Source organism: Yersinia antarctica, from assembly GCF_056636475.1.
Window position 1 is genome coordinate 244,837 of the sequence record NZ_JBSJQF010000001.1, and the last position, 24,356, is coordinate 269,192.

Here is a 24,356-nt window from a genome sequence, read left to right on the forward strand (position 1 = left end):
GGTTATGAGAGATAGGACACGGATTGTCGCAAGTATGAAACGCCAGAAGAAATAGCTGGGCACGAGTCAGCACCCAACCAATCATTATGCTTATTAATGAATTTGTTCTGAGGAAGTGCTGTTACCACTCTTTAATGAGGCGATATCAACGGCATCAAACAGGTAGTGATTGCCGCAATACTCACAATGCATATCAATATTGCCATCTTGTTCCAGCATTTCGGTGATGTCATCTTCCGACAGTGTGACTAATGCATCAGCACAACGCTCGCGGGAACAGGTGCAGCAGAAACTGACGTTTTGCGGCTCATATAACGTCACTTCTTCCTGATGATATAAACGATACAGCACTTCATTCGCTGGCAGCGTAAATAGCTCCTCAGCTTTGATGGTAGTGGTAAGCTGTGCCAGGTGATCAAACTCATCTTCATTGCGCTCTTCGGCTGGTAACACTTGCAGCAACATCCCGCCCGCAGCGGCTTTACCTTCCACACTGCCGGTACGAATAAACAGGCGTGTTGGTAATTGTTCCGACTGCATAAAGTAATTTTCCAGACAGGCGGCGATAGTCTCCCCTTCCAGTGCGACCACACCCTGATAGCGCTCGCCCTTTGCCGGGGTGATAGTGATAACCAGATAGCCGTTGCCGACCATCTCTTTCAGTGTGCTTTCATCGCTGATTTCACCTTTAAAGCGGGCGACACCCCGCATCTGCTGCTGGTTATTACCGTTAATCACTGCCAGTGACAATGGGCCATCCCCTCCTTGTAACTGCACGGTAATATCACCATCAAACTTGAGCGTGGCGGTCAGTAAACTGGTTGCGACCAACATCTCACCCAACAGTTTTTGTACCGCTGGTGGGTAATCATGATTGGCTAATACTTGCTGGTAGGTTTCATTGACTGAAACCAGCTCACCGCGCACAGCATGGTTAGCAAACAGATAGCGGTGTAATTGGTCGTGATTAGACATAGTTTTCTCTCTTTCTGGCTGCAAGCAAAGCCGTCATCTTTCAAGTTGCAGGTGTGTGGGCTGCCGTCCTGCATGTTGAAATCTATAGGGTTTACTCAGACTCGCCTTGTTTAAATTTGATCAGGTTGCGACGCTCTTTTTTATCCGGCCGTCGGTCAGGATGTGGCATGGTCAGGGCATTCAGTTTACGCGCCTGTGCCACCTTATCGCGATTGGCAATACTGGCTTCAGTCTCTTCATACAATGCCTGTGCTTCGCTTGCACCACGGCGTTGACCGTGTAATGCCAATACCCGCACCGTGCGTTCATCATTGCCCTGACGCAGGCGGATTTCAGCATTGAGTTCAACCAACTTGCTCGGTTTACCGCGCTGGCCGTTGTAGTGGACTTTACCGCCATCCACCATTTCCCGGGCGATTGCTCTGGTTTTATAAAACCGGGCTGCCCAAAGCCATTTATCCAGCCGAACCGATTCGTCAGAAACTGCTTTATCCTTCATGAATACTCCTGCCTGTTATCTCCGTCATATTTCACGTCGCATGCGTGTTGGTCGCCTTGTTGCAACGCGAATTATTTAGGCTATAGGGCTAAACATCTTTTTAGTCACCACGTAACTGTAGCGCGGGTAATAGCTTACGGTAATCATTGATTGCAGGGTGGCTGTGAAATGCTTTGTCAGCACAACTGGAATCCGGGTTTTCTATACCCAGACAGTAGCGGATACCGAATGTGTGCGCGGCATCCAGAATCGTTTCACTGTCATCGACGAATAAGGTTCTGGCCGGATTCAGCCCGGTATGCTGCGCGACAGCTTGCCACAGTCGTTGATCTTCCTTCGGATAACCAAATGTATGGGTGGAAAGTAATAAATCAAGGTGCTGGTCAAGTGCAGTATGCTCAATTTTGACTGCCAGACTGTGTGGATGGGCGTTGGTGAGCAAAATGGTTTGTAACCCTTGCTGGCGTAAACTGGACAAAAACGGCTCAGTATCCTGGCGCAGACGAACCCGGTTACCCGCAGCCGTGGTCATGGCGTAAATATCTAAGTCCAACCGTTCACTCCAATAATCGAAGCAATACCAGTTTAAGGTATGTTGCACTGCCAAGTATTCATCATGAATAATTTTGTGGGCCTGCTCCAGCGGGATCCCTCGGTGTTGGCTAAGGGTTTCCGGCACCTGCTTTAGCCAGAAATGGCTATCGAACTCCAAATCCAACAGGGTGCCATCCATGTCCAACAGCACGGTATCAATCTCTTGCCAATTAAATTCTGGGGGCATAGCGGCTCCACAATCACATTATTTTTATGCAAACAAATAATACGGGTTACAACGAATACCAGCGCCATCAGGGTGATGTCCCGATAACAGCCACAGATAAAGTTAGCCTAGCATATCAAAGTTACAGAGCCAGCCAGAGATGAATGATATGGCCTGAAAGAAAGCTAACGCAGGAAAGGCGCAGGAGTGAGGGTCTGGTTAAAACAATTATCATAATAGCGTTGAATATTATCCATCCGGTTACGGTTTCGTAGTATCCGTTGAATTAATAAAGTGATATTCACGGCCAGACAGGCAATCAGTATTAGCAGCAATAGGCTGGTACCCAGATAGCGGCCGAGTGTGACGATATCCGGCTCACTGTGTAGCGCGATATGCCGTGTGCCATTGGCATCAATGGTGATATTGGTAATGATGCCTTCTGCCTTAAACTGAGTATTAAGTAGCAGCCCGGAGAGCCGTTGTAATTCCCGCCACTGCTCCAGTGCGCTGTAATCAAACATGGGGACGGCAGGGGCAGGGTGATTAACTAACTGCTTACCTTCATCACTGGTTAGCAAGAAGCCACCCGGCGGCGGGCTATTTAATGCTTCAGTTGCCAAATGCGTTTCACGATAAACAAACGATGAGGTAGCGGTTTTAACCAGACTTTCCAGGGTATCGGCACTGACTGGGCGCAACAGCACATTCATCCCTTTCAATGTGCCAGATTGTGCTCGTTTAACCAGCCCCGGCCAATTCTTGGCATTACCTAAGTTAACCAAGGCATTTTTCAGGCGGACACAGTCGCTATCTCCACCGCATAATGCCTGTGTTTTTAAAACGATATCTGCAAAATCATTCAGTAAAATCATGCCAGATTTTTCAATGGCGGTTGCCAACTGTGGGTTGACGTTGGCACCAGTACCTTGCGGATGCAACTGCTGATTGACTGTTGCCACCAGTGCGGCGGCTTTTTCAATGGTGTCAGATTCAGGTTGTGGCAGTGGTGCTGCGTTATTCCAATAGATCCCAGAACAATCAAACGGCGTAAAAACAAAACTATGCGGATTTTGAGTATTCGGCGGGACATAACACATACCGGTACCCTGAGCTTTCAGCATATCGCCGATGCGCAGAGGCATTTTATCCAGAGCTTCAACACTAGTAACTTGCTGGCTTTGTGCGCCTTGCAACCAGGCAATACTCAATTTCAATGGCAAGCTGAGCGGCACATAGATTAGCAATAACACCATTATTAACAGTGAGCCGGCAATAAGCGTCAGGTTTTTCCCCCAGCGCTGTAACGGGAAATGTTTCATTTCGTCATGCAGGGATAAAAAAGGCCCCTGACGCACGACCTGACGGTTGAGATAGATATCAATGTTGGTTTTCTTGCCCAGGTCATGAGCAAAATAGGGCCCCCAATGGGCCGGATAAATCAGGTCGACAATCCCGAGCGAGATGTTATTCATCTGCCCTTGGTTCGATTCACCAAACAGCCCCCAGCGCTTTGGCGTACCGCTCAAGCAATGGACTTCACGCAAATCTTTTTCAGATAACGGGCGGAACATATTCCAGCATGCCCAACCGGTTAACGTTATCGCCACAATAATCAGCCAGGGCAGTGTAACCGCCGGACCGGTGAGTGCGAAAAACAGTAATAACAATGCCAGACAGATCGCAGCGGCTTCTTTTAAGCCATTAGCACCATGTAAGGCATATTCTTCGGGTGTTTCCTTGCGGATATTCAACAGCTCTATATGTTCGCTGTCCGCTTTGCGGATTGAGGCATTTTGCGCTGGAGAAGGCAAGATAGGCTGGTAGCTATTCTCAGCCTGGTGATTTTTAAGCGTATGCCCATTAAGGGAGATCACCAAAGGAATCGTCTGCGTTTGGATAAGTTCTACGTCATTATCCTGAGCGATATATTGTTCCCACGAAGCCGGTAGGTGAACTTCAATCGAATCAAGGTAATAACGCCATTTATTGGGTTCGTCACTCGCCACGCCGTAGCGGGTGATGGCGCGGGTAACCGAATAAACATTTTCGCTTTGTGGAGTTAGAGTCAGCTTTGCTGGCGCAAGATTGCTGTTCGTCAGTGTGCGGGTGTCAAAAGTTGACTGGGATTTGAATCCGAGCTTCTCTTGCTGACCGAGCAGATAATTCTCAATATTAACCCGTTCTTCCGCGGTGAGTTTACGGTGAATAGGTTTAGCGAACGGCAGTATTGCAGTTACGGGGGCGGGGTGGCGGAATCGGAACCACCATAACAAACCTACCGCGATCAGACTGGTCAACAGTAAGGCCAATATTAAGACTATTGTGCTCATCCCATCCCCATCCGAGCGCCTCTGACTTACGTCAACTCTATGAAAGAATGCATATTATGCGTAAAAACAGTACCAAGGCATATAACAGAGTCATTCAGTGAACTAGCATTTTACACGCTATTATTCATCAAAAAACCTAATGCAAGTGCTCTTAAACTGCACGTAGATTGATAAGGATAGCAAGGCTAAAACAGCGGTAATATCAGCATAATCCTATTTTCAAACACATTTTTTAACGTGTGTTGAGTGAGGGTAGGATGAAATTTAACCGGTTGAATCTTGACTAAACTCGACGTCATGTTAAAAACAGGTAAATTATATCTAACTGAGATTGCGATAAAGGTTCTCACTAACGCACAATGTGATCAAGTTCTAATAAATTCCAGTATAAAGTGTTGGGTTAATCGTTATCGGCAAAAAGTGGCTTACTAAGTAACCATAAAATAGCTCTGGTTATCCTGATGTAAGTCCGATAGGCGGTGAGTATTTAAATTGGGGCTATCATGAAACACCTGCAAAAACCTAAAATTCTTAAAATAGAAACGGTTGCCCACTCCCGCTTGTTTACTGTTGAAGCGGTGGATCTGGAGTTCAGTAATGGCGTACAACGCGTTTATGAACGAATGCGGCCATCAAACCGTGAAGCGGTGATGATAGTGCCGATTATTGGCGATGATCTCCTGCTGATTCGTGAATATGCCGTGGGTATTGAAGAGTATGAGCTGGGCTTCCCCAAAGGGTTGATTGATCCGGGCGAAGGTGTGCTGGAGGCGGCGAATCGTGAACTGATGGAAGAGGTTGGCTTTGGTGCTAAAAGCTTTGATTATCTCAGTAAGCTGACGATGGCTCCGTCCTATTTCTCTAGCAAAATGAATATTGTTATTGCTCATAACCTCTATCCACAAAGTCTGGAGGGTGACGAGCCGGAACCCCTGCCACAAGTCCGCTGGCCGATCGCCAATATGATGGCACTGCTGGATGAGCCTGATTTTCGCGAGGCCCGTAATGTTAGTGCCCTTTTTCTGGCTCAGGCATTTCTTAATAAGTAATGGTCAGAGATAAAAAAGCCGGGACTCTGTTACGAGCTCCCGGCTTTTATATTGGCGCTGCTCCGTCTTGATACTCAGGCAATCAGCGTTTACAGAACAACTCCATCAGAACAACTCGTGAGTCTGCCCGTTATCCATTAGAGTCGTCCCTGCTTCATGTACTGAATACTCGGTGGGTTGTGTCCCCTCGATAAAGTACTCTGAACGACTGCCTGGCCCGCCACTGGATAACTTACCTGTCTGCTTATCAATCACTACGCTGACAATACCCGGCGGTGGAGAAACCGGTTTTTCTGGCAAACCTTCAAGGGCCGCTTTCATAAAGTCATCCCATGCAGGTTGCGCACTCTTCGCCCCACCTTCAGCACCAGAGATCTGATCTGATATGGCCCCTGATGCAGAGCTGCGGCCTAAGTCGCGGCGATGGTCATCGAAGCCAATCCAGACGGAGGTCACGGTATCCGGGCCGTAGCCAGAGAACCAAGCATCTTTTGAGTTGTTAGTGGTACCGGTTTTACCGCCAATATCCTTGCGTTTCAGGTCACGCCCGGCACGCCAGCCGGTACCCATCCAACCCGGTTCCCCGAAGATATTTGAGTTCAACGCATCACGAATCAAAAAGGCCAACGGCGTGCTTATCACATGGGGTGCGTATTGCTGGTCACCGTTGAGCTTGGCCTGTTCGGGCGTCACTTTTTCTAACTCAGGCATTGGCACATTACTGGCGTTATTGTTCTGCGAGGTAGCGACGTTTTCGATGTTATCATCAGACAGAACAACTGAGCGCTGAGTGTCACCGTAAATAACCGGTAAGTTACACTCTTCACAGACAATCTTCGGTTTCTCTTCGAACAGCACATTGCCCACATCATCAGTTATCTTGGTGATGAAATAGGGATCGACCAGATAGCCGCCGTTTGCCAACACGGCATAACCACGGACTAACTGCAATGGCGTAAAGGAGGCGGAACCTAATGCCAGGGATTCTGAGTGCACAATATTTTGTGCTGGGAAACCAAAGCGTTGCAGGTATTCAGCCGCATAATCCACACCCATGGCACGCATTGCCCGCACCATCACCACGTTCTTCGATTGACCTAAACCTTGGCGTAAACGAATTGGGCCGTCGTAAGTCGGTGGTGAGTTTTTTGGCCGCCAATCGGTACCTGCACCAGCATCCCAGCGCGTAATTGGCAGGTCATTGAGGATGGTTGCCAGCGTCAGACCTTTGTCCATTGCCGCGGTATACAGGAAGGGTTTGATATTCGAACCGACCTGGCGTAGTGCCTGTGTCGCACGGTTAAATTTACTTTGGTTAAAGTCAAAACCGCCGACCAGCGCTTTAACCGCACCATTGTTTGGATCGATAGAAACCAAGGCTGAGTTAACGTCCGGCACCTGTGCCAGCCACCAATTATCTTCTACTTTTCTTACCCAAATCTGCTGGCCAGGCTGCACCACATCGGTCACTTGTTTTGGTGTTGGCCCTTGGGCGTTATCCGATTTAAACGGACGTGCCCAACGCATGCCGGACATTGGTAAGGTCACGTTGCTGCCATCTGCCAACAGTGCCGTTGCTTGCGTCGTATTAGCTTCGGTCACCACCGCAGGCAGCAGTGGGCCATAGACCGGCAAGGTTTTCAGTGAATCGATAATCTGCTCGTGGCCCCATGCGCTTTCGCCCACTTTCCACAACACATTGGACGGGCCTCGATAACCATGGCGCATATCATAAGCCAGCACATTGGCACGCAATGAGTCGACCGCCGCCAACTGGAGCTTTCTGGTTATGGTGGTATAGACCTGATAGCCGTCGGTATAGGCATTCTCACCGTAACGCTTAATCATCTCCTGCCGCACCATTTCTGACAGATAAGGCGCTGAGAAGGCGATTTGCGGAGCATGGTAGTTGGCAACCAGATCTTCACTGCGCGCCTGATCGTACTGCGCCTGGGTGATGTACTTTTCATCCAGCATACGCGAGAGCACTACGTTACGGCGTGCCACTGCTCTGTCATGTGAATAGAGCGGGTTGAAGGTGGATGGCGCTTTTGGCAAACCGGCGATCATCGCCATCTGGCTGAGGGTCAACTCATTGACTTCTTTGCCGAAATAGACCTGAGCTGCCGCACCGACACCATAGGCACGGTAGCCGAGATAAATCTTGTTCAGGTACAGCTCAAGGATTTCATCTTTGGTCAGTAATTGTTCGATACGAATGGCCAGAAAGGCTTCCTTGATTTTACGTATCAAAGTCCGTTCCGGGCTTAAGAAGAAGTTGCGAGCCAATTGCTGGGTAATGGTACTTGCCCCTTGTGAGGCACGCCCAGAAACCATAGCAATTGAGGCAGCACGTAGGATCCCAACCGGGTCCACACCGTGATGCTCATAGAATCGGCTATCTTCCGTAGCAATAAATGCATGCACCATTTCTGGTGGAATTTGTTTTAATGTCAACGGGATACGGCGTTTTTCACCGTATTGAGCGATCAATTCGCCTTCGGCGCTATACACCAACATAGGTGTTTGCAGCCGGACATCTTTCAGCGTGGCAACATCGGGTAGCTGTGGCTCAATATATTTGTACAGGCCAAATATCGAGGCTGCTCCCAGTAAAATGCAACACACTGTAAGGATCAAAAAATACTTTACGAACTTCACCTGAGATTTCCCATTCAATGTCAATTGGGCAGTTTATAAACAACCGCGCCGTAGTATAAAGGCAAGCCCGTAACATGGATACGTTCTTTTATTGTCTCTCGACATGGAGGTCGACAAAGATGTACTCACAATATTGGCAGGTTGGGCTAGATATTCAAATAGATGCTATACGCGCTTTGGCTGTTGTCAGACGCCGCTATGGCTGGCAACTGCGCTACTGGTGGCATCAAACCTTACCTTCTGGCGTTTTGCGGGAGGGTATTTTACAACAGCCAGATATGGTTAGCGACAAACTCAAATTATTGCGTAAACAATTACCAAAACATATTTCATTACGTATCGCATTGCCCGCACAGCGCATATTGCAACACACTATTCCGACACCGGACCGGCGTTTACGCGAACCGCAGCGTGATGGTTTTATCAAAGCCGCAGCAAGTAAGGTCTTTCCGCTCGGCAGTCAGGCTTTAGCCCTCGATTATCGTAGTGAAACCACAGCCAGTAGTGAGTTAATCATCACCGCCGCCCGTCAGTCAGAAGTTCAGCAATGGCAGGCGTGCTTGCATCAAGCGGGTTTACCTTCCGATATGATTGATATTACCCCCTGCGCTCTTCGTTATATGGCGATGGCGGCAGGATTATCGGGACCATATTGGTTGGTTCACCGTTTGGAGAGTGAGTGGCTGTGGGTGTCATCGGCTGACATGCCGTTTGACTTTGGTGTGGTAGCAGCCGACTCAGAGGATGTAGCACCAGGCCAGCCGCCTACTACATTCAATCCATTACCGACGTTGCTGAGACAACTTCAGGCGCGTTATCCCGAGCAGAGTGGAATACCGATAACGGTGTATTACAGTAATGTGGTGGATGATGCCCCGGTTGAAAATACCACCGGCTGGTCACCCTTTACGGCTTTTGCCCAGTATCAACCGCCACTGCCGCCATCCCCCGCTGCATTTATTCTGGCCGGAGGGCTGGCATTACGCCCGGCAGACGACTGATGTATCAAGTTAATTTTTCGTTATGGCGTGCAGAACGTCAATCATCCCGTTACCGTTTTTGGCGCAATCTAGGTTTATGCCAATGCCTATTTTTAGCCATCCTACTGGTTGTAATACAACTGCAATCACGGGTAGTAAATTCCAGCCAACAAATCCGTCTGGCAGCGCTATCCCAGCAGCAAATAGCCTTAGGCCAGCACCATCAAGAGGTGCAACAGGCAATGGCACAACTACGGCATCGGGAACAGCGCGCTCAGATTTATCGTCAGGCCCACCAACTTGCCCAGCGATATTCAATATTATTGCAGCAGCTATCGCAGCAAATTCCAGATAGCTGCTGGTTGGTCAGCCTGATACCACAAGGCGATAAGGTGGTTTTTGAGGTAATTAGCCAGAGTTATGCCGCAATTAATCTCTTTGTAGTGCGTTTAGGCCGCTCGCCTCTCTTCACAACAGTGCATTTACAAAAAATTGCTCAGCAGGATGACGGTAATTTTCGCTTTGCGGTTTGGGCCGACTGGCAGGACAGAGATAGTGATGAAAGAGGTAGTGATGAATAAGCGGCTGCAACATTGGATGGATAGGCCGGGTTGGCAAATCTTGATAGGGCAGTGGGTTTTTCTTGGGCTTTTAAGTGTAATGGCTTATGGCATGTTATTACGTCCTGCATGGCAACAGCAGAGGCTCACCGCAGATAAGATTATTCAACATCAGCAACAGGTTGATCATCATCAGGCGGCTTTGGCACCGTTACCCTCACTTTCTCTGGTTCGTCAGCAAATGATGGTATTGAAAGAAAGGGAGGCATCGTGGTTGTCACTTGATAGTTCAATGGCCCATCTGACCGATGAATTGATTGCCCCGTTTGGCGGGCAAGTCATTCGCTGGCAGCGACAATCCGGGCCAGTTGGCGAGGCCGCAGTGGATTCCATAAGGCACCAACAGTGGCACGCTACTCTGCGGGTCAATTTCTATGGATTACTCCATTTATTTCGTCAACTAGCCGAAATCCCCACCCCTGTTCAGACCCAGCTGGTTGAGATTAATAGTGATAATTCCGTACTGTTGGTGAAATTAAGCCTGAAAGAATATCTCGCAGGTGGCGTCAATGAGTAGCGGCAAAGGGAGCACGGTATGGGGCCTCTAAAGATCGTCTCTCTGATAATCGTATCACTGGCACCTGTGGTTTATGCCGACCCCTTATTGACCGCCACAGGGCGTAATCCTTTTCAGGACCTATCAGCACAGCCATGTGATGGTGAGCGGGAGAAACTCACTCATTGGCGATTACAAGGGGTTGTCAGGGGAGGAGATTACTCTTCTGGTTGGATACTGCGGCCAGAGGGCCGCTGGCAGAAGCTAGTGGTCGGCTCACGGCTATTGTCAACTTGGCAAGTTACCCATATTGGCTCACGGCAGGTGAGCCTACAGAATACTGGCTTAGTTGGCTTTTGCTCTGGATTATCGGAGCCAGTGGTGCTGCTGATGCACTAACTAACGGGTTGTTTTAGATAATTATTATCATCACTAAAGAGCTTAGCTGGGCAGCATAAGCACTCTTACCGTTTCAAATATACAGGACATAAAAGGAATTAGTCTGATGAATGTTTCTACTACGAAAACCCGGAGTGGGCTTACCCCAACACTCAGTGCTGGGGTGATGATGCTGCTGCTGGTATTACTCACAAGTCGTGCCTTTAGCGCAAAAAGTGGGCCGCCGGTAACCCTGGAGTTTCAAGATGCGCCGATAGCGGTAGTGTTGCAGGCACTGGCGGATTATCAGCAACTGAATTTAGTCATTGCCGCCGGGGTTGACGGTAATCTCAGCCTGAGATTGGCGGATGTTCCGTGGGAGCAGGCTTTGGCGATTATTTTGCGTATGGGCCGTCTGAAAGTAGAGCGCGAAGGGGCGGTAATGATGGTTTTTACCGAACAGGAGATACAAGAAAGACAGCAACGGGCGGAACAGAAAGATGCATCTGAGTCCCTAAATAATTTCTCACTGGCCTTGCAGTATGCTGATGCTGAACAAGTTGCCGACAGTTTGACTCTTCCTGAAGGTGGGTTGCTATCGCCACTGGGTAGCGTAGTGGTAGATAAACGTACTAATACATTATTAATTCGCGATACTCCCGCCTCTTTAGCACTATTGAAAAGTTGGCTGGCAGAGATGGATTTGCCTTTACAGCAAGTGCAGTTAGCGGCACACATCGTAACTATGAGTCGGGAAAATTTGCATGAACTTGGTGTGCGTTGGGGTATGGACGAAGCAACGCAGCCCCGTGCGCTGAGAGTGAATAATTTTAATGTGAATTTGCCACTCCCCAATAGCGCCCTCAGCGCTGGATTCAATGTTGCCCGTATCGGCGGGCGTCTGCTGGAACTGGAATTGAGCGCGCTGGAGCAAGAAAATCAGGTTGATATTATTGCCAGCCCTCGGCTGGTGACATCCCATCAGCAAACTGCCAGTATCAAGCAAGGTTCTGATATTCCTTATACGGTCTCGCGGGGTAAAAAAGGGGTGCCTACTATTGAGTTTAAAGAGGCAGTATTAGGGATGGAAGTGACACCGAAAATACTGCGTAATGGCAAGATTACTCTAAACTTGAAAATCAGCCAAAATATGCCCGGAATGGCAATTAAACGCGGAGATAGTGAAGCTTTATTAATAGATAAGCAGGAAATAAAAACCCAAATAACCGTAAACGATGGGGAAACTATTGTGCTTGGGGGGATTTTCCAGCAAAAAAATAGTCAGGGAATTAATAAAGTGCCCATCCTGGCCGATATCCCTTGGCTGGGCGCGCTGTTCAAACAAGACACCCAACAACAAAGTCGGCGGGAGTTAGTGATTTTCATCACGCCAAGGCTAATCAGTGCTTGAGCCTTATGGGGGGGTGTTTTATGAAAACAGACCAATCTTGGTGACTTTCTGCAACTTTTTGTGTGATAGGAGGCTTCTAAATTTGACGCTGCCTCCGATTTAGCTTACAAGGGTTACCGAATTGAGCTCCGAGGTTTTAATAACGTTGATACGCCGATAAAAACGTATGGTTTCCCTCCCACGACGTGTACAACGATTTATTCGGTTGCCAAACTACCAGAAGTGCTGAGATAATTTTCCGTCTGATCTCGCACTATCGCTCATGAGGTTTCAGTTTAGGTCCCGCCGCTGATTTGATTGGCGGGGCGGGTTATCATTAACGAATAGTCTTAGTAATACCAAAAACATGGCAGAGAAACGCAATATCTTTCTGGTTGGGCCTATGGGTGCCGGCAAAAGCACTATTGGTCGTCAGTTAGCTCAGCAACTCAATATGGAGTTTTTCGACTCTGATCAAGAAATTGAGCGACGTACCGGAGCTGACGTGGGCTGGGTATTCGACGTGGAAGGCGAAGAAGGTTTCCGCGATCGTGAAGAAAAAGTTATTAATGAACTGACGGAAAAACAAGGCATTGTTCTGGCAACCGGTGGTGGCTCTGTTAAATCCAGAGAAACCCGTAACCGTTTGTCAGCCCGTGGCGTTGTGGTTTATTTAGAAACTACAATCGAGAAGCAGTTGGCCCGTACACAGCGCGACAAAAAACGTCCGTTGTTGCAGGTTGATGCGCCTCCACGTGAAGTGTTAGAAGCACTGGCAAAAGAACGTAATCCGTTGTACGAAGAAATTGCAGATGTCACCATCCGCACTGACGATCAAAGCGCGAAAGTTGTTGCTAACCAGATTATCAACATGCTGGAAAGTAACTGATTTTAGCATTTTACTAATGCCTCCGGGCGTAAGTTAAGAAGGTTACTGAGCGCGACATGGAGAAGATTACTGTCACGTTAGGGGAACGTAGTTACCCCATTACGATTGCTGCCGGATTGTTCAATGATTCGGCCTCTTTTGCGCCACTAAAGGCGGGTGACCAGGTAATGCTGGTAACTAACCAAACGCTGGCTCCACTCTATCTGGATTCGCTCCGGGCAGTGTTGGAACAAAGTGGCATTAAAGTTGATCAGGTGATTTTACCTGACGGTGAGCAGTACAAATCTCTGAGTGTTCTGGAGCAGGTATTTTCTGCCCTTCTGGAAAAACCGCATGGTCGTGATACTACACTTGTTGCCTTAGGTGGCGGTGTAGTAGGCGACCTGACCGGTTTTGCTGCGGCTTGCTATCAGCGCGGCGTTCGCTTTATTCAAGTTCCTACTACCTTACTGTCTCAGGTGGATTCCTCTGTCGGTGGCAAAACCGCAGTAAATCATCCACTGGGCAAGAACATGATTGGTGCGTTCTATCAACCAGCATCGGTAGTGGTTGACCTTAATTGCCTTAACACTCTCCCTTCGCGTGAGCTTGCCTCCGGGCTGGCTGAAGTTATCAAATATGGCATCATTCTTGATGCGGCTTTCTTTGATTGGTTAGAAGATAATATCGATGCATTACTCGCACTGGATATGTCAGCGTTAGCTTACTGCATCCGCCGTTGCTGCGAATTAAAAGCCGATGTTGTTGCTGCCGATGAACGTGAAGAGAGCGGTATGCGCGCATTACTCAATTTGGGCCATACTTATGGTCATGCTATTGAGGCTGAAATGGGCTATGGCGTCTGGTTACACGGCGAAGCCGTTGCTGCGGGAATGATGATGGCAGCACACACCTCCCGTCGATTAGGTCAGTTCTCAGCCAGTGATGTTGAGCGTATCAAACAACTACTGTTACGAGCCGGTCTGCCGGTCTGCGGGCCGCAGGAAATGACACCAGAGTCTTATCTGCCGCATATGATGCGGGATAAAAAAGTGCTGGCAGGCGAGCTTCGTCTGGTACTGCCAACGGCTATCGGTAAGTCAGAAATCCGTAGCGGTATTGCACATGACACGGTGTTGGCATCGATAGCTGATTGCCAGTTATAAAAATGGCATAAGTCCGATATTTATATGTTCGATACCCATAGTTATTGGAGTAGCTTGTAGGCAACAAGGGAAAGGCAAATTGGTTGTAAACCATTTTGAACAACACTTGTGCTGGCCCGCAGGGTAATCCCTGGTGAGGCTCATAATTCTGCTGAGCTGACGCAAGTTAGCGATTTGGAAGAGAGGGTGGCTAGTACCTTTGCGGCTTCAAGTACGAAGGGTATGCGCATAAGTTCTAAGATGTTGTACTATAAGAACATCATATTCCTTTGCTGCGGGCGATTTAGCCTGTTTGCAGTCAGTAAAATCAATCAGCCAGATCGCAGTGATCAATGCGGTGGGCTTTTGCCTCTAGTTGGAGGGTTTAGATGGATGATTTAAAGCCGGAAGACGATCTGAAACCAGATAGCAGTGACCGTCGTCCTACACGTGCCCGTAAGTCCTCGGCCGGACCTAAGCTTGCTGTTTCACGCCAACACATCATGATTGGTATCGGCATTTTAGTGCTTTTGTTGATCATTATCGCCATTGGTTCAGCCCTGAAAGCCCCGACTGAGCATGAAGCATCCCAGCAAAACCCGAATGTTGATGCAGCGAGAAATATTAATCTGTCTGATTCATCTTCACTCACTAGCGGCAATAACACTCAGCCCGGTGTGGCAAACAATGCCAGCGACGGTCATGATGCCAATGGCGTGAAGAACTCGGCTCAGCCACAGGATATTAGTGCTCCGCCAATTTCGCCAACGCCAACTGAAGCTTCAGTGCCGCCTTCGGCGAACAGCCCGACTCAGCGTGTTGAATTGCCAGGCAATATGTCTGATGCACTTTCTCAAACTCAGGGGCAGGTTGATACCTTGTCTCAGAATATGAACGACGGTCAGACATCCACCTTGCCGACGGCACCTGCAACGGTTTCTGGTTCAAAAGGGGCTAAAGCACCGGCACCGGCTACGGGTGAAACCATTACCCACCCGTCGCAGAAACAAGCTACGACAGCAGCTAAGCTGCCAACCAGCAACCATAAAAAACCGACCACCGTGGTTTCTCCAGCGGCATCTGCGGTGACCAAATCAGGTTCCGTTGGCAGCAGTAGTACCTTAAAGAATGCACCAGGTAACCATTTCACGTTACAACTGAGCAGCGCATCACGCTCAGACACATTGAATGCCTATGCTAAACAGCAAAAATTAACTGACTATCATGTCTATGAAACTAAACGTGATGGTAAACCTTGGTATATTTTAGTAAGTGGTAACTACCCCTCTTCTGCTGATGCAAAAAGGGCCATCACGACGCTACCAGCCGATGTTCAGGCGAAAAAACCGTGGGTTAAACCTGTACAACAAGTGCAGCAAGACCTTAAAAAATAAATCATTCTTATTTGTGCGCTGATGTGCTGTTTGAAACAGAGTACAATCTGCGGCTCTGAATTATTAAGTAGCTAACTGACGGCATGAAGAAAAACCGCGCTTTTTTAAAATGGGCTGGTGGGAAATATCCGCTGGTTGATGACATACGACGCCATCTTCCAGCGGGAGACTGCTTGATAGAGCCATTCGTCGGTGCGGGTTCGGTGTTTCTTAACACTGAGTATGAGTCTTACATACTGGCCGATATCAACAGCGATCTTATCAACCTCTACAATATCGTGAAGGAACGCACTGATGATTTTGTGCGTGACGCCCGTGTTTTGTTTACGGGCGACTTCAATAAATCCGAGCAGTTTTACCTACTGCGTCAAGAGTTTAACGCCAGTACTGATGCTTATCGCCGCGCATTATTATTTCTCTATCTGAATCGCCATTGTTATAACGGCCTGTGTCGTTATAATTTGAGCGGTGAATTCAATGTGCCTTTTGGTCGTTATAAAAAACCTTATTTCCCTGAGGTAGAGCTTTATTGGTTTGCTGAAAAATCGCAAAATGCGGTATTCGTTTGTGAGCATTATCAGGAAACTCTCTTAAAAGCAGTGCATGGGGCGGTAGTTTATTGCGATCCTCCGTATGCGCCATTGTCAGCGACGGCGAATTTTACGGCATATCACACCAATAACTTTGGCATTGTGGATCAACAGAATCTGGCTCGTCTGGCTTATCAACTTTCGGCCGAAAGCAAGATTCCAGTTCTGATTTCTAACCACGATACAGAGCTGACGCGCAATTGGTATCATCAGGCGTCACTGCATGTGGTGAAAGCGCGCCGTACTATCAGCCGTAATATTCTTGGTCGTAGTAAAGTGAACGAGCTTTTGGCGCTGTATAGCTGAGCGGGAATGCCGCTCGGTAAAGATTCAAACCCAATGGTTTATGAAATAGAACCCCTGACGTAGATGCACCATCTGTCAGGAAGATGTTTTATAGAACAAAGAGATACGTTTGGAGACGCGGATGAAAAAGTTTTTAATTGCCCCATCTATTCTGTCAGCCGATTTTGCCCGTTTGGGTGAAGATACCGCCAAGGTGCTCGCGGCCGGGGCTGATGTTGTGCATTTTGATGTGATGGACAATCATTACGTTCCTAATCTGACCATCGGGCCGATGGTGTGTCAGGCCCTGCGTGACTATGGTATTACCGCGCCGATTGATGTGCATCTGATGGTAAAACCGGTTGACCGTATCGTCCCGGATTTTGCCAAAGCGGGTGCCACGTATATTTCATTCCATCCCGAAGCCTCTGAACACGTCGACCGTACTTTACAACTGATCAAAGAGAATGGCTGCAAGGCGGGCTTGGTGTTTAACCCCGCTACGCCGCTGAGTTATCTTGATTATGTAATGGATAAGCTGGATGTCATCTTGTTGATGTCAGTTAACCCCGGTTTCGGCGGCCAGTCATTTATTCCTGAAACACTGAATAAGTTACGTCAGGTACGTAAATTGATTGATGCCAGTGGCTATGACATTCGCCTGGAAGTGGATGGCGGGGTGAAAGTCGACAATATTCGCCAGATTGCGGCGGCTGGTGCTGATATGTTTGTAGCGGGTTCAGCTATTTTCAGCCAACCGGATTATGCTGCGGTGATTGATGCTATGCGCAGTGAGCTGGCGATGTCTGCTCATGACTAAATTCGATACTATCCGTGGTGTGGCGTTCGATCTGGACGGTACATTGGTTGATAGCGCACCAGGCCTTGCCAGTGCTATTGATATGGCGTTGCAGCATCAAGGCTTACCGGTTGCCGGTAACGCACTGGTATCCACCTGGATTGGCAATGGTGCTGATATTTTGGTCGAGCGTGCGTTACGCTGGGCAGGTCATGAGCCGGATGCTCAGTCAGTCACACATACCCGTGAGCTGTTTGATCACTATTATGCCAAAACGGTTGAACAGGGGAGCCAGCTATTCCCGCAAGTGAAAGCTACGCTGGCTCAACTGGCAGCCCATGGTTTGCCGATGGGGCTGATTACCAATAAGCCGACGCCGTTTGTTGCTCCTTTGCTGGCATCACTGGGTATCGCAGATTATTTCTCAGTAATTATTGGTGGCGACGATGTGGTAGTGAAAAAACCGCATCCGGCCCCGCTCTATTTACTGTTAGCTAAACTTGGCCTTCGCGCCAGCGAAATGCTGTTTGTCGGCGATTCGCGTAATGACATTATGGCTGCGCAGGCCGCGGGTTGCCCTTGTATTGGGCTGACCTATGGATATAACTACGGCGAAGCTATTGCCACCAGTCACCCCGATTGCGTGCTGGAGCATTTTGCCGATCTGTTGCCCGCCATCGGGCTGTCGTCTTTAAAAGATCAGGATGTATAAAATGAGTAAACCCACTGAATTAACCACTGTATCCAGTAAACCAATCAAGCCTATCGTATTTAGCGGCGCGCAACCGTCCGGCGAATTGACCATTGGCAATTACATGGGTGCGCTGCGTCAGTGGGTACAGATGCAGGATGATTATGAGTGCATTTATTGCATCGTTGATCTGCATGCCATTACTGCCCGTCAAGATCCGGCGCAGTTACGCAAAAGAACCTTAGATACGTTGGCGCTGTATCTGGCTTGCGGTATCGATCCGAAAAAGAGTACGATTTTCGTTCAGTCCCATGTGCCTGAACACTCTCAGCTAAGCTGGGCGCTGAACTGCTATACCTATTTTGGTGAATTGAGCCGAATGACTCAGTTCAAAGATAAGTCAGCCCGCTATGCTGAAAACATTAATGCCGGTTTGTTTGATTATCCTGTATTGATGGCGGCGGATATTTTGCTCTATCAAACTAATCAGGTGCCAGTCGGTGAAGACCAGAAGCAACATCTGGAGCTGAGCCGCGATATCGCTGGTCGATTCAATGCGTTGTATGGTGATATTTTCAAAATCCCTGAGCCGTTTATTCCGAAAGCCGGTGCGCGGGTAATGTCTTTGCTAGACCCGACCAAAAAGATGTCTAAATCTGATGACAATCGCAATAACGTCATTGAACTGCTGGAAGATCCGAAATCGGTGGTTAAAAAGATTAAGCGCGCGGTGACGGACTCAGACGAGCCAGCAGTTATCCGTTATGACGTAGAAAAGAAAGCCGGTGTTTCTAACTTGCTGGATATCTTGTCAGGTGTGACGGGTCAGTCAGTTCCTGAGCTGGAAGCACAGTTTGAAGGCCAGATGTATGGTCATTTGAAAGGTGCCGTGGCGGATGCTGTCTCGGGCATGCTGACAGAGCTACAGGCGCGTTATCACACTTATCGTGAAGACGAAGCTTTCTTGCAGGAAGTGATGCGTGAAGGGGCTGCCAAGGCGCGTGCTCGCGCGCAACAGACATTAGCTAAAGTGTACGACGCTATCGGTTTTGTCGCCCATCCGTAAGACTCAATAATATGAAGGGGGTTTGCCCCCTTCATCAGCAAGGTTTCCTAACCCACCTTTTCTACCTGTTCCGCTGTTTTGCTGTGATCAGTACTGGAGAACCAATTCAGTTTTTCACGTAAACGGACCACGCTACCGACGATGATCAGGCTAGGGCTGTTGACCTGCTGGGACAGTAATCCCAATTGGCTCAGTTCGCCGCTGACTACACGTTGATGCCGCGAGGTGCCATTTTCCACCAATGCCACAGACGTGGTAGCCGGCATCCCATGTTGAATCAGTTGCTGCTGAATTTCTCCCGCCTGGGATAACCCCATATAAAACACCAGCGTTTGTTTCTCTGCCGCCAGATTGGCCCAATCTAATTGAGCGTCTTTTTTGGCATGACCGGTAATCAAACGCACACTTTGCGCATGATCACGGTGAGTCAGGGGTATCCCGCTGTAGGCGGAGCAGCCGGAAGCTGCGGTAATTCCCGGCACTACCGAGAACGGAATCCCCGCTTCTGCCAGTGTTTCCAACTCTTCGCCGCCACGGCCAAAAATAAACGGGTCACCACCTTTCAAGCGTACCACTCGTTTACCCTGCTGTGCCTGTTGCAATAGGAGCTGATTGATACTTTCTTGCGGAACGCAATGGTAGCCGGACTCTTTTCCGACAAAAATCCGCTCGGCATCGCGCCGTACCAGATTCATCACCTCATCAGACACCAACCGGTCATACACCACCACGTCTGCTTGTTGGATCTGCTGTAACCCTTTTAACGTCAGCAAACCGGCATCTCCCGGCCCGGCACCCACCAGAACCACCTCACCGCGATCACTCAGCGGCGCATTGAACAGATGCTCAATATGTTGTTCGATTTGTCGCTGATCGTCGTTAGCCAATGATTGCGCCAGGCGGTCGTGAGTAAGCAGTTTTTCCCAAAAGCGGCGGCGATCGGCCATCGCGGTAAAATGTTGCTTCACCCGCTGGCGCAAATTGCCCGCCAATTGTGCCAATTGGCCCAAATGCTGTGGCAACATTGCCTCGAGTTTTTCGCGCAGCAAGCGCGCCAATACAGGGGCTTTACCGCCGGAAGATATCGCTATCATAATCGGCGAGCGATCAATGATGGACGGCATGATAAAGCTGGTGCGTTTCGGGTCATCCACCACATTGCAGAACACCCGCTGTAGATTGGCGCTCTGATAGACCAAGGCGTTGACTGCCACCTGATCAGTTGCTGCAATCACCAGCCACTTCTCTGCCAACAAATCCGGTACAAATTCGCCGCAGACTAATGTGAGCAGCCCCTGTTCCGCCCAGTGGTGAAACTGTGGCGTAAACTCACAGGCATTGACGGTAATTACCGCACCCGCATCCAGCAGCAAGCGAGCCTTGCGTTCGGCAACTTCACCACCGCCGACCAACAGGCAGGCTTTATGTTGCAGTTGGCAGAAAATCGGGAAGTAGTCCATCGGCAATCCTTCAGTCTAGGGGCGGAAGTGGCTATTGATAAGTTCAGTGATTGAAGGGGCGACCATACCCCGTGGCGCTTCGATGGTTTACACCGAATGGCTCCAACGGCACGTTTCCCCTTAATCAACATTCTCAGTACGTTACTGTTTCACAGCTTGCGGCGCGTTAACTGCCGCAGGTTGCGGGCGGTTTTCCCGTGGTGTGGCATACCAGTAGCCAAGGCCCATAAAGACTGCGCCTGACAAGGTATTACCCAGGGTTACCCACAACAGGTTGTGACCGATGCCACTTAAGGTGTAGGCCTCGCTATGATTACCAAACCAAGACAGGGCAAACAGTGTCATGTTGGCGACAGAGTGCTCGTAGCCTGAGGCAATAAAGGCCAGTAAACACCACCAGATAGCGATAAATTTGGCGGCACCCTCCACACGGATTGCCATCCAGATCGCCAGACAAACCAGCCAGTTACATAATACACCTTTGAAGAATAAGGTCATAGCGGGCGCAGAGGTTTTTGCTAATGCCGCGGTGTGTACCAAGCTGGTATCCACCGACAGCAGGTTACCGCCACCGTAGTAATAGAGCAGAGCCACAAAAACGGAACCCAGTAGATTTCCCAGCCAGGTTTGTGGCAATACTGCCCACATCTGGCTGGATTTGATGGTGCCGGCCTTCACACCGAAAGTCAGGAACATGGTGTGACCGGTGAACAACTCGGAACCCGCAATAATGACCAACGTCAGCGCCAGGCCGAAGGTGGCTCCCATTACCAGTGGGCGGTAAGCAGGATCGATTAGGTTACCCAGTGTGAAAATCAGAATAATGCCAAGGCCGACGTAGGCACCGGCCATTGCTGAGCCAATCCAGAAACCCAACGGGCTTTCTTTTGATAACTTGACGATGCGAGCCGCGTTGGCGGCGCATTTGTTGATCGTATCTGTATACATACTCATACCTGTAATCGAGAGTTATTTTATGGTTATCTGGTACTGACCGGATAACTGTTATTTATCACGCTTTGACTTGCACCATGCCGTCGCGAACTCGCACGTCATAATGGGCAACTGAGCGACTTTCATCTTCCAGACAGAAACCATCATGCAGGCGGAAGTGTTGCTTTTTCAGCGGACTGGCCACCCATAGATCACCTTGATGTTCCGCGATTAATCCGCGTGATAACACACTGGCCTGTGCGAAGGGATCTATATTGCTAATGGCAAAGAGTTGTTCGTCAGCATAAGGGCGGAAAACCGCGACATGCTGCTCACCGATCAAGCCGCATACGCCGCTACCGGGTAAAATATCGTTTAATGGACAAAGTGGAATCCACTGGCTCATACGTTATCCTCCAATTCCAACACCCGGACTGGGATACGCTCATCTGGGCGCGCTGGGCGATGTTGTTCACGTTCAGGTACCACTTGTACATTCGGGTCGCGTAGCGGGCTGTTAATGAAGTGGGCAAAACGAACCTGTGCTGCTGGGTTCTCAACCGTCACTTTCCATTCACAGGTCACTTTGTCGCGTAGGCGGGCAATATCGGCTTCCAACTGGTCGTTAATAGCTAACTTGTCGTCGAGGATCACGGCGCGCAGATAATTAATGCCGCCTTCCAGACTTTCCAGCCAGACGGAGGTGCGTTGCAGCTTATCGGCGGTGCGGATGTAGAACATCATAAAGCGGTCGAGGTAGCGCATCAGGGTCTCTTCATCCAGATCCGCTGCCAGCAGGTCAGCATGACGTGGCTTCATACCGCCGTTACCACAGACATACAGGTTCCAACCATTTTCGGTGGCGATAATTCCGACATCTTTACCCTGAGCTTCCGAACATTCACGGGTACAGCCGGATACGCCAAACTTCATTTTATGCGGTGTGCGAATGCCTTTGTAACGATGCTCCAGCGCCACACCAAAGCCGACGCTGTCGCCGACACCAAAGCGGCACCAGGTACTGCCAACGCAGGTTTTTGCCATACGTAGGGCTTTGGCATAGGCGTGTCCGGTTTCAAAACCGGCTTCAATGAGTTGTGCCCAGATAGCGGGCAGGTCATCTTTTTGCGCGCCAAACATCCCCACCCGCTGAGAGCCGGTCAGTTTGGTATACAAATTATAGTGTTTGGCGATACGGCCAATGGCTAACAGGCCATCCGGTGTGATTTCCCCGCCCGGTGAGCGAGGGATAACCGAATAGGTACCATCTTTCTGAATATTACCGAGGAAGTTGTCATTGGTATCCTGCAACGGCGTGTGTTGCGGCTCTAAGATATACTCATTCCAGCACGATGCCAGCAGTGACCCTACGGTTGGCTTACATACTTCACAACCGTAACCTTTACCGTATTTCTCCAGCAAGGCATCGAAGGACTTAATCCCTTCAACCCGAATCAGGTGATATAACTCTTGGCGCGAATAGGCAAAGTGTTCACACAAATGATGGTTAACTTCAATGCCTTGCTTACTCAGTTCGGCATTCAGTACCTGGGTGACCAGCGGAATGCAACCGCCACAACCGGTACCGGCTTTAGTGGCGGATTTCAGTGCGGCAACGGTGTGGCAACCCTGGCCGATAGCCTGAATGATGTCGCCTTTAGTCACATCAAAACAGGAACAGATTTGCGCGCTGTCCGGTAGCGAGTCCACGCCCATTGCCGGTTTGCTACCCGCATGGGCCGGCAGAATCAGGCTGTCCGGGTTTTCTGGTAATTCGATGTTGTTCAGTGCCAGTTGCAGCAAGTTGCCATAATCGGTGGTATCACCCACCAGCACTGCCCCTAACAGGGTTTTGTTATCTGCGCTAACCACCAGACGTTTATAAATTTCTTTACTTTCATCCAGATAAACGTAGCTACGAGCACCCTCAGTGCGGCCATGAGCATCACCAATCCCACCGACATCCACGCCCAGTAGTTTCAGTTTGGCACTCATGTCGGCACCGTGGAAGGCGTTTTCGCGGCCAAGTAGATGGTCTGCGGTGACCTGCGCCATTTTATAGCCCGGCGCGACTAAGCCAAAGGTGCGCTCTTGCCATGAGGCACATTCGCCAATGGCGTACACATCAGGGTCGGAGGTTTGGCAATAATCATTGATAGCAATACCGCCACGGCGCGCGGTGGCTAAGCCGCATTGGTGTGCCAGTTTGTCTTGTGGGCGGATACCGGTGGAGAAGACGATAAAATCTACTTCTAACTGGCTACCATCGGCAAACAGCATGGTTTTGCGGCTGTTTTGGCCTGAATGAATAATTTCTTGGGTATTTTTACCTGTATGGACTCTGACCCCCATGCGTTCAATCTTCTGGCGTAGTTGGTCACCCCCCATCGGATCAAGCTGTTCGGCCATTAATACCGGTGCAAACTCAATGACATGGGTTTCAACGCCAAGGCTTTTCAGGGCACCAGCGGCTTCCAACCCTAACAGCCCGCCGCCGATAACCGCGCCACGTTTGCTACGGCGAGTACAAGACTCAATCGCATTCAGATCTTCAATGGTGCGATAGACAAAGCAATCTTGCCCTTCACTGCCTTTAATCGGCGGGATCCACGGGTAAGAACCGGTCGCCATAATCAGCTTGTCGTAATACAGCGTACGGCCACTGTTGGAATGGATCACTTTCTCGGTGCGATTAATAGTGATGGCACGTTCGCCAACCAGCACTTTTACACCGTGCTTTTCATAAAAGCCTTCACGAACCAGTGATAACTCTTCCGCAGTGTGGTGGGAGAAGTAAGAAGAAAGATGTACCCGGTCATAAGCGATGCGCGGTTCTTCGCAAAATACGGTTATCTCAAATTGGTCTTTATCTGCTTTATCTAATAAGTCTTCGATAAAGCGGTGGCCGACCATACCGTTGCCGATGATGGCAAGTTTGACTTTGCTCATTTTTGCCTCAATTTTTAATTTTCTACGCTTACAGT

General features: G+C 49.3%; 22 protein-coding genes. 13 read left to right on the forward strand and 9 right to left on the reverse strand.

Annotated elements, in window-relative coordinates; translation table 11 throughout:
• Positions 1-93 precede the first annotated feature (93 nt).
• From hslO to ACWJJO_RS00970, 4 genes are all read right to left on the reverse strand, one after another.
• On the reverse strand, positions 94-975 hold the full coding sequence (gene hslO, locus ACWJJO_RS00955) for an Hsp33 family molecular chaperone HslO (RefSeq protein ID WP_372560316.1): 882 nt from the start codon (positions 973-975) through the stop codon (positions 94-96).
• Positions 976-1,066: 91 nt separating this feature from the next.
• Positions 1,067-1,474 carry a ribosome-associated heat shock protein Hsp15 gene (gene hslR / locus ACWJJO_RS00960; protein ID WP_083161235.1) on the reverse strand — a complete coding sequence of 136 codons (408 nt, stop codon included), beginning with the start codon at positions 1,472-1,474 and terminating at the stop codon, positions 1,067-1,069.
• A gap of 100 nt (positions 1,475-1,574) precedes the next feature.
• Entirely contained in the window at positions 1,575-2,255 is a 681-nt protein-coding gene (yrfG, locus tag ACWJJO_RS00965; RefSeq protein ID WP_481090535.1) for a GMP/IMP nucleotidase, read from the reverse strand.
• A 164-nt stretch (positions 2,256-2,419) separates the two neighbouring features.
• On the reverse strand, positions 2,420-4,567 hold the full coding sequence (locus tag ACWJJO_RS00970) for an intracellular growth attenuator family protein (protein WP_083161232.1): 2,148 nt from the start codon (positions 4,565-4,567) through the stop codon (positions 2,420-2,422).
• 503 nt (positions 4,568-5,070) lie between these two features.
• On the opposite strand from ACWJJO_RS00970, the gene nudE reads away from it, so the two are divergent.
• Positions 5,071-5,616 carry an ADP compounds hydrolase NudE gene (gene nudE / locus ACWJJO_RS00975; RefSeq protein ID WP_083161230.1) on the forward strand — a complete coding sequence of 182 codons (546 nt, stop codon included), beginning with the start codon at positions 5,071-5,073 and terminating at the stop codon, positions 5,614-5,616.
• A gap of 105 nt (positions 5,617-5,721) precedes the next feature.
• Here nudE and mrcA read toward each other — a convergent pair whose 3' ends face one another.
• Complete coding sequence (gene mrcA / locus ACWJJO_RS00980; protein WP_481090536.1) at positions 5,722-8,277, reverse strand: peptidoglycan glycosyltransferase/peptidoglycan DD-transpeptidase MrcA; 2,556 nt, start codon at positions 8,275-8,277, stop codon at positions 5,722-5,724.
• Positions 8,278-8,396: 119 nt separating this feature from the next.
• Between mrcA and pilM the strand changes: the two genes are divergently transcribed.
• The 12 genes from pilM (at position 8,397) to trpS (ending at position 18,979) form a co-directional block, all read left to right on the forward strand.
• Positions 8,397-9,278: a type IV pilus biogenesis protein PilM gene (gene pilM / locus ACWJJO_RS00985; protein WP_372568494.1), complete on the forward strand. Its 882-nt coding sequence runs from the start codon at positions 8,397-8,399 to the stop codon at positions 9,276-9,278.
• Positions 9,278-9,838 carry a PilN domain-containing protein gene (locus ACWJJO_RS00990; RefSeq protein ID WP_442847466.1) on the forward strand — a complete coding sequence of 187 codons (561 nt, stop codon included), beginning with the start codon at positions 9,278-9,280 and terminating at the stop codon, positions 9,836-9,838. Before pilM ends, ACWJJO_RS00990 begins: the two co-directional genes overlap by 1 nt.
• The gene (locus ACWJJO_RS00995) at positions 9,831-10,394 is read left to right on the forward strand and encodes a pilus assembly protein PilO (protein WP_193784849.1); all 564 of its coding nucleotides are present in this window, start codon (positions 9,831-9,833) and stop codon (positions 10,392-10,394) included. Before ACWJJO_RS00990 ends, ACWJJO_RS00995 begins: the two co-directional genes overlap by 8 nt.
• An 18-nt stretch (positions 10,395-10,412) precedes the next feature.
• A complete protein-coding gene (locus ACWJJO_RS01000) occupies positions 10,413-10,772 on the forward strand; it encodes a pilus assembly protein PilP (protein ID WP_442847467.1) in 360 nt (119 codons plus the stop codon).
• Between the two features lie 169 nt (positions 10,773-10,941).
• Positions 10,942-12,162: a DNA uptake porin HofQ gene (hofQ, locus tag ACWJJO_RS01005; RefSeq protein WP_442848312.1), complete on the forward strand. Its 1,221-nt coding sequence runs from the start codon at positions 10,942-10,944 to the stop codon at positions 12,160-12,162.
• Between the two features lie 346 nt (positions 12,163-12,508).
• Positions 12,509-13,030 (forward strand): shikimate kinase AroK, encoded by a 522-nt coding sequence (aroK, locus tag ACWJJO_RS01010; protein ID WP_004702222.1) that lies wholly within the window; start codon positions 12,509-12,511, stop codon positions 13,028-13,030.
• Between the two features lie 56 nt (positions 13,031-13,086).
• Positions 13,087-14,175 (forward strand): 3-dehydroquinate synthase, encoded by a 1,089-nt coding sequence (aroB, locus tag ACWJJO_RS01015; RefSeq protein WP_083161222.1) that lies wholly within the window; start codon positions 13,087-13,089, stop codon positions 14,173-14,175.
• A gap of 368 nt (positions 14,176-14,543) precedes the next feature.
• Positions 14,544-15,548, forward strand: coding sequence for an SPOR domain-containing protein (locus ACWJJO_RS01020; RefSeq protein ID WP_372568498.1), 1,005 nt, complete (start codon positions 14,544-14,546; stop codon positions 15,546-15,548).
• An 83-nt stretch (positions 15,549-15,631) separates the two neighbouring features.
• A complete protein-coding gene (gene dam / locus ACWJJO_RS01025) occupies positions 15,632-16,444 on the forward strand; it encodes an adenine-specific DNA-methyltransferase (protein WP_083161216.1) in 813 nt (270 codons plus the stop codon).
• Between the two features lie 121 nt (positions 16,445-16,565).
• Positions 16,566-17,243: a ribulose-phosphate 3-epimerase gene (gene rpe, locus ACWJJO_RS01030; protein ID WP_042568757.1), complete on the forward strand. Its 678-nt coding sequence runs from the start codon at positions 16,566-16,568 to the stop codon at positions 17,241-17,243.
• Complete coding sequence (locus ACWJJO_RS01035; protein ID WP_083161214.1) at positions 17,236-17,934, forward strand: phosphoglycolate phosphatase; 699 nt, start codon at positions 17,236-17,238, stop codon at positions 17,932-17,934. Before rpe ends, ACWJJO_RS01035 begins: the two co-directional genes overlap by 8 nt.
• A 1-nt stretch (position 17,935) precedes the next feature.
• Complete coding sequence (trpS, locus tag ACWJJO_RS01040; RefSeq protein ID WP_083161212.1) at positions 17,936-18,979, forward strand: tryptophan--tRNA ligase; 1,044 nt, start codon at positions 17,936-17,938, stop codon at positions 18,977-18,979.
• A gap of 47 nt (positions 18,980-19,026) precedes the next feature.
• Here the strand turns inward: trpS and cysG are convergent, their stop codons facing one another.
• From cysG to nirB, 4 genes are all read right to left on the reverse strand, one after another.
• Positions 19,027-20,439: a siroheme synthase CysG gene (gene cysG / locus ACWJJO_RS01045; protein ID WP_083161210.1), complete on the reverse strand. Its 1,413-nt coding sequence runs from the start codon at positions 20,437-20,439 to the stop codon at positions 19,027-19,029.
• Positions 20,440-20,580: 141 nt separating this feature from the next.
• Positions 20,581-21,387 carry a nitrite transporter NirC gene (gene nirC / locus ACWJJO_RS01050; protein WP_083161208.1) on the reverse strand — a complete coding sequence of 269 codons (807 nt, stop codon included), beginning with the start codon at positions 21,385-21,387 and terminating at the stop codon, positions 20,581-20,583.
• Positions 21,388-21,451: 64 nt separating this feature from the next.
• On the reverse strand, positions 21,452-21,778 hold the full coding sequence (nirD, locus tag ACWJJO_RS01055; RefSeq protein ID WP_050087415.1) for a nitrite reductase small subunit NirD: 327 nt from the start codon (positions 21,776-21,778) through the stop codon (positions 21,452-21,454).
• Complete coding sequence (gene nirB, locus ACWJJO_RS01060) at positions 21,775-24,321, reverse strand: nitrite reductase large subunit NirB (protein WP_083161206.1); 2,547 nt, start codon at positions 24,319-24,321, stop codon at positions 21,775-21,777. The genes nirD and nirB overlap by 4 nt, the downstream gene beginning before the upstream one ends.
• Positions 24,322-24,356 lie beyond the last annotated feature (35 nt).